Origin of the sequence: Marisediminicola antarctica (assembly GCF_009930795.1) — a bacterium.
In the GTDB taxonomy this organism is placed as follows: Bacteria; Actinomycetota; Actinomycetes; order Actinomycetales; family Microbacteriaceae; genus Marisediminicola; species Marisediminicola antarctica.
On sequence record NZ_CP017146.1, the window covers coordinates 475,009 to 486,970 of the forward strand.

The following is an 11,962-nucleotide window of genomic DNA, read 5'->3' on the forward strand; positions in this document are numbered from 1 at the left end:
CCCAGTCAACCCAGCAATCCAAGGAGAACACCATGCTTCGCTCGCTCTACTCCGGAATCTCGGGACTGCGGTCCCACCAGACCATGCTCGACGTCACCGGCAACAACATTGCCAACGTCAACACCGCGGCCTTCAAGGCTTCGGCCGTGCAGTTCCAGGACACGCTGTCGCAGCTGACCCAGGGTGCGGGCGGACCCCAGGCCGAAGCCGGCGGCACCAACCCCGCGCAGATCGGCCTCGGCGTGCAGGTCGCCGGCATCTCGACCAACTTCGCCCAGGGTTCCACCCAGGCGACCGGCCGGTCAGAGGACATGATGATCGCCGGCGACGGATTCTTTGTCACCCGGCAGGGCGGCGAGACGCTCTACACGCGCGCCGGCTCATTCAACTTCGACGCGCAGGGGCGCCTCACCTCTCCCGACGGCGGCCTCGTGCAGGGCTACGCGGCCGTGAACGGCGTCATCCCGGCCGGCGGCGCGACCGGCAACGTCACGCTGCCCCTCGAGGCCGTCTCACCGGCGGTCGCGACCTCGTCGGCGACCCTCAACGGCAATCTGCCGTCGGATGCCGCGATCGGGACCGAGATCGTGATCGACGAGCGCGTGTTCGACGCGTCCGGCGTCGCACGCAGCCTCTCGCTCACCTTCACCCGCACGGCGGGCGGCTGGGATGTCGACGGCGCCGACGCGAACGGATCGACCGGCACCGGCGCCCTCGGCTTCACCGATGGGGCGCTCACCGCCGGCGGTTCGGTCGCGGTAGGCGGCATCACGGTCGACCTGACCAGCCTCACGGGCTACGCGGCGCTGAGCACGGCGACCGTCACGAAGCAGGACGGTCGTAACGCCGGCACGCTCAACTCCTTCTCGATAGCGAAGGACGGCACGGTTGTCGGCTCGTTCAGCAACGGGGCATCCGAGGCGATCGCGCGCATCGCGGTCGCGACGTTCGCCAACGCGGGCGGACTCGAGAAGGCCGGGTCATCCGGCTACCGCTCGACGTTCAACTCTGGCGCGGCCACTCTCGGGGCGCCCGGCCAGGGAGGTGCGGGGTCCCTTATCGGTGGTGCGCTCGAGATGTCCAACGTCGACCTCTCCCAAGAGTTCACGAACCTCATCGTCGCGCAGCGCGGATTCCAGGCGAATGCGCGAATCATCACGACATCCGACGAGGTTCTGCAGGAGCTCACGAACCTCAAGCGGTGACCTGGGGTCGCCCCGCCTAACGATTGGCGCGGGGCGGCCGAAAGTACCCCGTGACGGCCCGCTCGGGCGGTCCAGCGCGAGGGGGCTGCGAATGATCGTCGTGACGAGGCTGAACGATACCCAGTTCGCGCTCAACCCCGACCTCATCGAGCGCATCCACGCCAACCCCGACACGACGATCGTGCTCGTCGACGGCGCTCGCTACATCGTCACAGAGTCGCTCTCCGACGTGATCGAGATGATCGCCCAGTACCGGGCCCGCGTCGTGGCGATCGCCCGCGGAATGTCCGCGACGCCGCAGTACACGGCCCTCGGGCTGGTCCCGCCGTCGGATCAGGACGACCCGCCGCGCCTCGTGGACCTTCCCGGCCGAGGGGGGCACTCCTAATGGATCCCGCGACAATCATCGGCATCCTCCTCGCCTTCGGGGCACTCCTCGCGATGATGGTGATGGAGGGCGCAAGCCCCAACAGCGTGCTTCTCGCCGCGCCCATGATCCTCGTGTTCGGCGCCACGATCGCCGTCGGCATCGCGAGCGCGACGATCCCCGACTTTCTGCTCGCCATCAAGGCGCTGCCGCGTGCCTTCATCGGCAGGACCCAGAAGCCGCAGCTCGTCATCGACCAAATGGTCAAGATCGCCGAGGTCGCGCGCAAGGACGGCCTCCTGGCGCTCGAGCAGGAAGCCGACAAGATCGACGACCCCTTCTTGAAAAGCGCGCTGCAGGGCATCGCTGACGGAACGGATGCCGAAGAGCTCGCGGTGATTCTTGAAGACAAGATCGCCACCTCGGAGCGCACCGCCAGGTCGGCCAGCAAGTTCTACGCCTCGATGGGGGGATACGCGCCGACAATCGGCATCATCGGCACGGTGGTCTCGCTGACCCACGTGCTCGAGAACCTCTCGAACCCCGAGGAGCTCGGCCACATGATCGCGGCGGCCTTCGTCGCGACCCTGTGGGGCGTGCTGTCGGCCAACTTCCTCTGGCTGCCCATCGCCGCACGCCTCGCCCGCCTGGCCGAGCTCGACTCCCAGCGGATGACGCTCGCGATGGAGGGCGTTCTCGCTGTGCAGGCCGGCAGCCAGCCCCGAGTGCTCAGCGAGCGTCTCAGCGCCCTGTTGCCGCAGTCCGCGCCCGCTAAGGCGAAACAGGGCAAGGCGGCGAGCATGTCCAAGCCGAAGCTACCGAAGGCCGCATGAGCCGCCGGGCGCGGCGCGGCGCGGGAGGGCACGCCGAGGAAGCCCATGTCGACGAACGCTGGCTGGTCTCCTATGCCGACATGATCACGGTGCTCATGTGCCTGTTCCTCGTGCTGTTCGCAATGTCGACGGTGGACGCCGCGAAGTACGAGCTGCTCAAAAACTCCCTCGCGACCGGTTTCGGCGCGGTTGAGAGCGACACCATCGACACAGCGAAGGGCGTTGTCGTGCCCGAGGAACTGATCGACTCGCAGGGTGCGCTCTTCGCGCCGGAAGAACTCGCGGCGAAGGAGGTCGAATCTCTCGCCGAGCTTCAGGCGGAGATCGTCGCCGGACTCTCGTTGGATGGGCTGAGCGATACCGTCGAGTTCACGATCGACGAACGCGGACTCACCATCCGCCTCGTCGGATCGGCGACATTCTTCGACTCGAATAGCACGGGCCTCAGCGCGGTCGCGGTCAGGGTGCTCGAGTCGATGGGGCCAACCCTTGCCGCGTCGCCCTACGCGGTGTCGGTCGAGGGCCACGCCGACGTGCGCTCAGCGGTCTTCCCGTTTCCGACGAACTGGGAGCTCTCCTCGGGACGAGCAACCCAGGTGCTGCGACAGATGGTCGAGCGCGGCGGGATGCCGGGCGAACGCATTTCGGCGGTCGGCTTCGGCTCTTCACGGCCCCTCGCGGAGGGGGCAACGGCCGAGCAGCTCTCACTCAACCGCCGCGTCGACGTGGTCGTGCTCTCGGACCAGACCGAGGCCGTGCGCGCGCTGATTCCCGAGATCGTCGCCGCCACGTCGTGAGTGGCGGGGCCCGAAGAAATTTCCGGCAGAGAAGAGCGCACCTCGGCTAACGGCCGCCGGCGCGCGGCCGATAGTAGGCGATGTGACGGTCCAGGAACATTCTGGGAGTCGTGCGCCCAGAACGTCGGTGAAGCCGGCCGAGGCCTACGACTTCCGGCGCCCCAGCTCATTGGTGCGCGAGCATTCGCGCGTGCTCGAGCTCGCCTTTGAGACCTTCGCCCGCCAGTGGGGAACCCAGCTGACCGCGAAGGTGCGCAAGCTCTTCCAGGTGAGCTGCGATCAGGTGCAGATGCACACCTATAACGAGTACGCGTCATCGCTGCCCGCGACGACCGCGATGGTGCTGTGCTCCATCGAGGGGGAGGGCGCCCGCGCGGTCATCCAGTTCCCGACGGCGGCGGCGCTCGCCTGGGTCGGCCACATGGTCGGTTCCACCACCAGCTTCGCTGCACCCTCGCGCAAGTTCACCGCGATCGAACAGGCGCTCATCCGGTCGCTGCTGGACGAAGCGCTCGACGATCTGCGGTACTCGCTCGGCTCGCTGCTCCTGGCACCGATCGCGGTGGACGCGATCCAGTACAACTCGCAGTTCGCCCAGGCCGCGGCAACAGGCGATCTGATGATCGTCGCCTCGTTCACGATCACGGTCGGCGAGCGGGTGGTGCCCGCGACCGTCGCCCTGCCCGCCGAGGTCGTGCTGCCGCAGCTCGGCGGTGCCGGCCGCCCGATTGTTGCCCGAGACGCGCGCGATCTCATGCGGTCGCAGGTCGTGGGCACTCCCGTCGACGTCTCGGTGCAGCTCGCGCCGGCGATGGTGCTCCCCGGCGTCATCCTCGGACTGGCGGTCGGCGACGTGCTCGCCCTTCCGCACCCGAGCCACCGACCGCTCGACGTCGTCGTGTCCGGTCTGCCGCTCGCGACAGCCGCGGTCGGATCCAACGGCTCACGACTGGCCTGCGTCGTCGTCACCACAGAGGAGAACCCATGAACACCACCGAGACGTCGCTGCACCTGGACGCCGCGCGCGCGATCGTCCACCTCCTGCCCAGCGCCGCTCCGCTCGACATCACCGAGGCGCACACGGTCGAGGCCACGCCCGCGGAGCTGGCCACCGCGGTCACGGCCTCCTTCGTCGGCAACGTGTCGGCCGATGTCGCGCTCGTCTTCCCCGAGGCCGGAGCGGTCGCCGAGGCCGACTCCGACCTCGTGACCGTGGTGGACGTGCTGAGGTCGCCGCTCGAGGGGGCGACGGCCGTGCTCGGCGCGGGCGTCCTGAGCGAGGCGCGGACCGACGACGCAGCGGCCCTGTTCGCCGACGACGCGACCACGGTGTTCCGAATCACGAGCGACGCCGGCACGGTCGGCTGGTTCGCCATTCGCACGAGAGGGGTCCAGACCACCCCCGCGGCGCGAGCCGTGTCTGCGGAGAAGCTGGGGCGCATCAACAGCGTCGAGATGGCACTCACCGTCGAGATCGGGCGCACCCGAATGTCGGTACGGGAGGTGCTCTCGCTCGAACCGGGCACGGTGATCGAGCTCGATCGCTCCGCAGGCGCCCCCGCCGACATCCTGCTCAACGGCCGGCTCATCGCGCACGGCGAGATCGTCGTCGTCGACCAGGACTACGCCGTGCGCATCACCGAGATCCTCGACACCGACACCCCTCACGCCTGACATGGACGGCGTTCTGGTTGCCCTTCGCGTTCTGCTGTCCCTCGCCGTGGTGCTCGGGCTGATCTGGGTGCTGCGCCGACGGCTCGACCGTGGAGCGCGGGCACGGATCGCCGCGAACCCGGTCACCGTCGTCGGAAGGCAGAACGTCGGGCAGAAGGCGTCGGTTGTGATCGTGGATGTGGCTGGGCAGCGGTTCCTGCTCGGAGTCACCGATCAGCAGGTGAACGTGCTGCACCAGGCGGATGCCCCGGCCCCGGCCACCGAGGTGGAGTTCGCGGTCGCCATGAGTGGCGCGGTCGCTGCCGTCAGCTCTGGCCCCGCACTCTCGACCTCGCCGCTCGGCGGCTCGATCCTGTCGCCCGCCGCCTGGAAGCAGACCGCCGCGGCGCTGCGGCGGTTCCGGTGACGGCAACGGGCCAGAGCTCTGCGCCGCCCCGACCTTTCACCGGCGTGACCGCCCGCCGCGCAGCGTTCGTCGCAATCGCTGTGCTGCTCGGCATCGCCATGGCGCTCGCCGGGGCATCCGCCGGGCACGCCGCGCCGATCGACCCGGTCGTCCCCGACGACGGCACCGGCGGGCTCTCCGTCGACATCAATGGCCCCAACGGGGCGCCCTCGTCGTCGGTGATCACACTGCTCGGCATCACGCTGCTCTCGGTGGCGCCCGCACTGCTGCTCATGATGACCTCGTTCACCAAGATCTTCGTTGTGCTCGCGATGACGAGGAACGCGCTCGCGCTGCCGTCGATCCCGCCGAACCAAGTGCTCGCCGGGCTCGCCCTGTTCCTGTCGCTGTTCATCATGTCTCCCGTGCTCACCCAGGTGAACGAGCTCGGGGTGGCGCCCTACATCGACGGAACGATCGACTTCCAGGCGGCGATCGACGCGGCATCCGGCCCGCTGCGCGAATTCATGCTCGCCCACACGCGTGGCGAAGACCTCGCCCTGATGACCCGCGCCGCCGACCTGCCCAACCCCGACTCGCGCGAGGACGTGTCGATGCTGACCCTGATTCCCGCGTTCATGATCTCCGAGTTGCGGGCCGCCTTCATCATCGGTTTCGTGATCTTCGTTCCCTTCCTCGTGATCGATATCGTCGTCTCGGCCGCGCTCATGTCGATGGGCATGATGATGCTCCCGCCGGTCATGATCTCGCTGCCGTTCAAGATCCTGCTCTTCGTGCTCGTCGACGGGTGGGGGCTCATCATCACCTCGCTCATTCGCAGTTATTCGGGGGGATGAGATGGATCCGAACGCCGTTCTCGACATCGGGCTCCAAGGCCTCCTGATCACCGCGAAGCTCTCCGCCCCGATTCTCATCACCGCACTCGTGGTCGGCTTCTCGATTTCCCTGCTGCAGTCGATCACGCAGATCCAGGAGGTCACGCTCTCATTCGTGCCGAAGCTCATCGCCGTCGGCATCGCCCTCGTCATCAGCGGCAACTGGATGATCTCCGAGATGGTCTCGTTCACCAGGGCGCTCTTCGAACGCATTCCGTCGCTGCTGGGCGGGGGCTGAGGTGGAGATCGAGCTCGACCTGCCCTGGATCGAGGCGACGATGCTCGCGGGGGTGCGCATGATCGCCTTCCTCGTGATCGCGCCGCCGTTCTCGTCGAGTGCCATTCCGCTGCGCATCAAGGGCATGCTGTCGCTCGGCCTCGCACTCGCCGTCGCGCCGCGCGCGAGCGCGGGGTACGTCTCGCTCGACACGGCCGCGTTCTTCGTGGCCCTGCTGAGCGAGGTCCTCATCGGGGCCGTTCTCGGCTTCCTCGTGATGGTCGTCTTCTCGGCGCTCCAGTCCGCGGGAAGCCTCATCGACCTCTTCGGCGGCTTCCAGCTCGCCCAGGCCTTCGACCCGCAGATGATGATCAACGGTGCACAGTTCACGCGGCTGTACCAGATGACCGCGCTCGCGCTGCTGTTCGCCTCTGACGGCTACCAGCTCATGATCGGCGGGCTTGTGCGCTCGTTCGGTGCCCTCCCCGTCGGTGGCGGGATCGACCTCGCCGAGCCGGTGCAGGCGATGACCGCCGCGGTGACCCAGATGTTCCTCGCCGCGGTACAGATCGCCGGACCGCTCATCATCGTTCTCTTCCTGGCGGATGCCGGACTCGGCCTGCTCACGAGGGTCGCGCCGGCGCTCAATGCTTTCGCGCTCGGCTTTCCTCTCAAGATCCTGCTCGTGGTGCTGCTCGTCACGCTCGTCTACGTGGCGCTGCCGCAGCTTGTCGGCACGCTAGCGGACACCGCCTTCGGCCTCCTGACGGCGGTGAGCTGAGATGAGCGAGTCCGATTCGGGAGAACGCACGGAGCAGGCGACCCAGAAGCGCATGAAAGAGGTGCACGAGAAGGGTCAGCTTTCCCGTTCGCAGGATCTCACCGCGTGGACCGGTGTCGGCACCGCCGCTCTCATGATGCCCATGACGATCGAACGCGGCGGTGCGGCGGCGACGTCGCAGCTCGGCGCCGTCGACGCCCTCATGGCCAGCCCCGACCCCGTCGTCGCGGTGCGGGCCCTCGCGGATGCCGGCGGCTCGCTCGCGGCGACCCTCACGCCGCTGCTCGTGGCGGTCTCGATCGTGGTCCTCGCCACCGCTGTCGTGCAGGGCGGGGTACACCTCAAGAAGTTCCGCGGCAAGTTCGAACAATTCGACATCGTGAAGGGAGCCGGGCGCACGTTCGGCGGCCAGGCGATCTGGGGAGGCGTCAAGGCGCTGCTCAAGACCGCCGTCGTCGGGTTCGTGCTCTACATCGTGGTGCAGGGCCTGATGCCCGTGCTCACGAGCGCGGGCGGTCTCTCGGTGTCGGCGCTCGTTGCCGCCGCGACCGCAGGCAGCGAATCACTCCTGCGGTCGGCCGTGCTCGCCGGTGTCGTGCTCGCGATCGCCGACGCCATCGTCGTGCTGCGTCGAAACCGCAAGAAGACGCGCATGACGAAGAAGGAGGTCAAGGACGAGCACAAAAGCTCGGAGGGTGACCCGCTCGTCCGCTCGCAGCGACGGTCCCGCCAGCTCGCCATGAGCCGCAACCGCATGATCGCCGCCGTGGCGACCTCCGACGTCGTGCTGGTCAACCCCACGCACTTCGCGATTGCCCTGCAGTACGAGGCGGGCAAGTCGGCCCCCCGCGTGGTCGCCAAGGGCGCTGGCATCATCGCCGCGCGCATCCGCGAACAGGCCGAGACCGACCGTGTACCCGTCGTGCGCGACGTCCCGCTCACCCGAGCCCTGCACGCCTCGTGCGAGCTCGGGCAGGAGATCCCCTTCGAGCTCTATTCCGCGGTCGCGCGGGTGCTCGCCTTCGTCATGGCGTTGAAAACGCGCGGCACCGCCGCCGGCGTTCACACCATGGCCACCGACTCGACTGTTCCCGGAGGAAACTGACGTGCTGAAGTCGATAACGAAGCTCGCCGTGCCCGTCTCGGTCGTCGGGATCATCATGCTGCTGGTGGTGCCGATCCCCGCCTGGCTGCTCGATATTCTCATCATCATCAACATCCTCTTCGCGCTCGTCGTGCTGCTGACGAGCATGTTCGTGAAGAAGCCGCTGGACTTCTCGGTGTTCCCGTCGCTGCTGCTCGTCGCGACGCTCTTCCGCCTGGGCCTGAACGTGGCGTCGACCCGGCTCGTGCTCGGCGACGGCTACGCGGGCCAGGTGATCGAGGCATTCGGCGAGGTCGCCGTCGGCGGCTCGCTCGTGATCGGCGCCGTGGTGTTCCTCATCCTCGTGGTCATCCAGTTCGTCGTTGTGACGAAGGGAGCGGAGCGCGTCGCCGAGGTGGGAGCGCGCTTCACCCTCGACGCGATGCCCGGCAAGCAGATGGCTATCGACGCCGATCTCAACGCGGGTCTCATCACCGACGTTCAGGCACGCGAACGCCGCGCGGAGGTCTCGGCCGAGGCGGATTTCTATGGGGCCATGGACGGCGCCTCGAAGTTCGTGAAGGGCGACGCGATTGCCGGAATCGTGATCGTGATCATCAACATCGTCGGAGGCATCGCGATCGGCATGCTGCAGCGCGGGATGCCGATCGATGAGGCGGTGAGCACCTACACGCTCCTCACGATCGGCGACGGCCTCGTCACCCAGATTCCCGCGCTGCTCATGGCGGTCTCGACGGGAATGATCGTGACGCGCTCGAACGTCGACTCCGACATGGGGTCGACGGCGTCGGCACAGCTGACCCAGTCGCGAACCGCGCTCATGATCGCCGGGTGCGCGGCGATCGTCATGGCGCTGATCCCCGGGATGCCGAAGATTCCGTTCATCGTCGTGGGGGCGCTGCTGATTCTTGCCTCCCAGCGAATCAGGGCGGCGGAGGCATCGCGGGAGGCGATCGAGGTCGCAGCGTCGGCCGACATCCCGGGCCCGCAGACCGAGACGACCGAGCAGCTCATCGAGCAGATGCGCGTGCACGCTCTCGAGATTCTGCTCGCACCCGACCTCGTCGACCTCGTCTCCGGGGCGTCCGACGACCTCCTGGGGCGGGTGCGTTCACTGCGCCGCAAGGTCGCGATGGAGCTCGGCATAGTCGTCCCGCCCGTGCGCACCCGCGACAGCATCGACCTGCCGACGTCGACCTACGCGATCCGAATCGGCGGTGTCGAGGTCGGCCGCTGCATCGCGCCGTCAGGCAAGGTGCTCGCGCTCGGCGACGCGCTCGATAGTCTCCCGGGCGTCGCGACGATCGAGCCCGTCTTCGGCCTCAGCGGCAAGTGGACGCCGAGCGAGATGCGGCACAGCGCCGAGATGGCCGGCGCGACGGTGATCGACAGGGTCTCGGTCGTCGTCACGCACCTGTCGTCGGTCATCACGGCCAACGCGGGCAGGCTGCTCACGAGGGAAGACGTGCGCATCCTCACAGAGGGGGTCAAGCAGGTGAACCCGGCCGCCGTCGACGAGCTCGTGCCGGGGCTGCTCTCGCTCGCGGAGGTGCAGCGTGTGCTGCAGGCACTGCTCGCCGAGCAGGTCGCCATCAACGACCTACCCCGTATCTACGAGGCCCTCGCCCTGCGGGCGAAAGTGTCAAGCGACCCGGAGGGACTCGTGGAGGCGGCCCGCCTCAGTCTGGGGCCCGCGATCGCGCAGCGCTACCTCGACGGGCCTGTGCTCCGCGTGATCATGATCGACCCCGGGGTCGAGCAGTCGATGCTCGAGGCGATGAGGCCGTCGGAGCTCGGCACTCAGATTCTGTTCGACCAGTCACGCATCGAACAGCTCATGAGCTCACTCAGCCAGACCATGCAGGCCGTGGAGGCGAGCGGTCGGTCCGCGGTTCTCGTGTGCGCGCCGGCCGTTCGGCCCGCTATCCGCCGGTTGCTCTCGCCGCAGCCCGGCGGGGTGCCAGTGCTCTCCTACCAGGAGGTCACCGCAGCGAACATGGACATCGAGACCGTGGGGGTGATCCGTGCCGCCGCGACGATTGCACCTTGAGGGCTCGAGCCTCGAGGAGCTCGGCGCCCGGGTCAAGGCGGAGTGCGGGCCCTACGCCGAGATTATCGCGGCAGAGAAGGTCACTGTCGGCGGCATCCGGGGCTTCCTCGCGCGGCACCACTTCGAGGTGACCGTGTCGATCCCGGATGCCCCGCGCGACGGCGTTCACCTGCTCGACATGCCCGCGAGGGTCGGAATCGCCGCGCTTCTCGATGACGCCGACCGGCAGGAGGCGCTCGTCCACCTGGAGCGGATGCCCGTCGCCGCTGAGTCCGTATCGACGAGTTCCGCGCTGTTCGACGAGCTGATGGGCTCCCTCGACTTCAGCGGACCACCACCGTCGCGGGGCCCGGCGCCTCGGCTGCTGACCGGTGCCGGCGACCTCGTGCTGCTCATCGGGGTGTGGCGCGATCCGTTGCGCGTCGCCCGCGCGATGGCGGCACCCGTCGGCGCGGCCGTCTCCGTGGCCGGGGGCGTGCTTGCGCCGGGATCATCGAGGATCGAGGATCGCCGTGGGGCGACCGAGGCGCGCGCGGTCGGGGTGCGGAGGGAGCACGGGACCCTGGTCGCGCTCGGCCTCGGCCCGGCGCAGGATGATGCCGCGATCGCCACCGCTGATCTCGTGCGGGCGATCGGCGCCGACCAGGTCTGGGCCGTCGTCGATGCGAGCCGCAAGACGGAGGACACTGCGGCGTGGGTGCAGGCGATGGCCGAGATCGTGCCGCTCGACGCGCTTGCGGTGCTCGGCCGGCACCAGACCCTCACCCCCGAGTCGACCGAGACCCTCGGCCTGCCCGTGGGCTGGGTCGACGGTGCTTCGGTAGGCTGAGCCCATGCTGGTTCTCACGCGCAAACCCGGGGAAAGCGTGCTGATCGGCGACGACATCACGATCACGATCCTTGAGACGCGCGGCGACGGTGTGCGCATCGGAATCGACGCGCCGCGCGGTGTTCGCATCCAGCGCGACGAGATCGTGCGCGCCCTCACCGAGGCGAACGTCGCGGCCGTCACGGCGGGCGGCGACGGCCACACGCGCATCTTGGCGGCGCTGGGCCTGTCGCCCGCCGCTGCAGCCTCGGCCGCACCTCCGGAAGCTGCCGTCCCAGCGGCAGCGATCGACCCTGACCCCGGCGCACAGGCCTGAGCCAGCCGCCGGGCAGTCATCCCGATCGGTCGGTGGGGCCTATCCGCCGGTGAGAACCGCGCCCTCATTGGGCGGCTCTGGAACGAGCCTGAGCCCCGCCGTCGTGTTTGCGGACTGCATCAGGTGGTCGATCCAGACCTTGTTGAGCCCGGGCGGCTGGCCCCCGTCGTGCTTGAACTGCAGCGGGATCGCGGGGTGGATCCACACCGTCGAGCGTGCCCCGGACTCGTCCTCCCAGGTGAACGCGAAGCTTTCATTGCGCCGGAGCTTCGCGAGCATCACGGCCTTGAGGTGTGACAGCGCGCGGTCCTCGACGGGGATTTCAGTGCTGCTCGGGCCGTAGATCAACATCGCCATTGTCGTACATCCTTACTCTGCCGGCCCCCCGGGTTGGGTCCGGAATCACAGGACATTCTCGCCCCGATCCAGTGCGGCGACAATAACGTCACCGAGGCCACCGAGGCCAGGTTGCCTTGACTTTCGCTCGAAGTATCGCGCCCACGGCCT

The 11,962-nt window shown here is 68.3% G+C and carries 15 protein-coding genes; 14 read left to right on the plus strand and 1 reads right to left on the minus strand.

Annotated elements, in window-relative coordinates; translation table 11 throughout:
- Positions 1 to 32 precede the first annotated feature (32 nt).
- The 14 genes from BHD05_RS02280 to csrA all read left to right on the plus strand — a co-directional run bounded on the left by BHD05_RS02280 (position 33) and on the right by csrA (position 11,455).
- A complete protein-coding gene (locus BHD05_RS02280) occupies positions 33 to 1,205 on the plus strand; it encodes a flagellar hook protein FlgE (protein ID WP_161884987.1) in 1,173 nt (390 codons plus the stop codon).
- A 91-nt stretch (positions 1,206 to 1,296) separates the two neighbouring features.
- Positions 1,297 to 1,593, plus strand: coding sequence for a flagellar FlbD family protein (locus tag BHD05_RS02285; RefSeq protein ID WP_161884988.1), 297 nt, complete (start codon positions 1,297 to 1,299; stop codon positions 1,591 to 1,593).
- Complete coding sequence (locus tag BHD05_RS02290; protein WP_161884989.1) at positions 1,593 to 2,405, plus strand: motility protein A; 813 nt, start codon at positions 1,593 to 1,595, stop codon at positions 2,403 to 2,405. Before BHD05_RS02285 ends, BHD05_RS02290 begins: the two co-directional genes overlap by 1 nt.
- A complete protein-coding gene (locus BHD05_RS02295) occupies positions 2,402 to 3,202 on the plus strand; it encodes an OmpA/MotB family protein (RefSeq protein ID WP_161884990.1) in 801 nt (266 codons plus the stop codon). The genes BHD05_RS02290 and BHD05_RS02295 overlap by 4 nt, the downstream gene beginning before the upstream one ends.
- A 127-nt stretch (positions 3,203 to 3,329) precedes the next feature.
- Positions 3,330 to 4,190, plus strand: a complete 861-nt coding sequence (locus tag BHD05_RS02300; RefSeq protein WP_161884991.1) for a flagellar motor switch protein FliM — start codon at positions 3,330 to 3,332, stop codon at positions 4,188 to 4,190.
- Positions 4,187 to 4,876, plus strand: coding sequence for a flagellar motor switch protein FliN (gene fliN / locus BHD05_RS02305; RefSeq protein ID WP_161884992.1), 690 nt, complete (start codon positions 4,187 to 4,189; stop codon positions 4,874 to 4,876). The genes BHD05_RS02300 and fliN overlap by 4 nt, the downstream gene beginning before the upstream one ends.
- Position 4,877: 1 nt before the next feature.
- Positions 4,878 to 5,282, plus strand: coding sequence for a flagellar biosynthetic protein FliO (gene fliO / locus BHD05_RS02310; RefSeq protein WP_161884993.1), 405 nt, complete (start codon positions 4,878 to 4,880; stop codon positions 5,280 to 5,282).
- Between the two features lie 98 nt (positions 5,283 to 5,380).
- Positions 5,381 to 6,118 carry a flagellar type III secretion system pore protein FliP gene (gene fliP, locus BHD05_RS02315; RefSeq protein ID WP_161887308.1) on the plus strand — a complete coding sequence of 246 codons (738 nt, stop codon included), beginning with the start codon at positions 5,381 to 5,383 and terminating at the stop codon, positions 6,116 to 6,118.
- 1 nt (position 6,119) lies between these two features.
- Positions 6,120 to 6,395 carry a flagellar biosynthesis protein FliQ gene (gene fliQ, locus BHD05_RS02320; protein ID WP_161884994.1) on the plus strand — a complete coding sequence of 92 codons (276 nt, stop codon included), beginning with the start codon at positions 6,120 to 6,122 and terminating at the stop codon, positions 6,393 to 6,395.
- A 1-nt stretch (position 6,396) separates the two neighbouring features.
- The gene (locus BHD05_RS02325) at positions 6,397 to 7,155 is read left to right on the plus strand and encodes a flagellar biosynthetic protein FliR (RefSeq protein ID WP_161884995.1); all 759 of its coding nucleotides are present in this window, start codon (positions 6,397 to 6,399) and stop codon (positions 7,153 to 7,155) included.
- Between the two features lies 1 nt (position 7,156).
- The gene (locus tag BHD05_RS02330; protein ID WP_161884996.1) at positions 7,157 to 8,260 is read left to right on the plus strand and encodes an EscU/YscU/HrcU family type III secretion system export apparatus switch protein; all 1,104 of its coding nucleotides are present in this window, start codon (positions 7,157 to 7,159) and stop codon (positions 8,258 to 8,260) included.
- Between the two features lie 55 nt (positions 8,261 to 8,315).
- Complete coding sequence (locus tag BHD05_RS02335) at positions 8,316 to 10,310, plus strand: flagellar biosynthesis protein FlhA (protein ID WP_236966721.1); 1,995 nt, start codon at positions 8,316 to 8,318, stop codon at positions 10,308 to 10,310.
- Positions 10,285 to 11,139: a hypothetical protein gene (locus BHD05_RS02340; RefSeq protein ID WP_161884998.1), complete on the plus strand. Its 855-nt coding sequence runs from the start codon at positions 10,285 to 10,287 to the stop codon at positions 11,137 to 11,139. Before BHD05_RS02335 ends, BHD05_RS02340 begins: the two co-directional genes overlap by 26 nt.
- Before the next feature lie 4 nt (positions 11,140 to 11,143).
- Entirely contained in the window at positions 11,144 to 11,455 is a 312-nt protein-coding gene (gene csrA, locus BHD05_RS02345; protein WP_161884999.1) for a carbon storage regulator CsrA, read from the plus strand.
- A 39-nt stretch (positions 11,456 to 11,494) separates the two neighbouring features.
- On the opposite strand, the gene BHD05_RS02350 is transcribed toward csrA, so the two are convergent.
- On the minus strand, positions 11,495 to 11,812 hold the full coding sequence (locus BHD05_RS02350) for a DUF7882 family protein (protein WP_161885000.1): 318 nt from the start codon (positions 11,810 to 11,812) through the stop codon (positions 11,495 to 11,497).
- Positions 11,813 to 11,962: the final 150 nt, after the last annotated feature.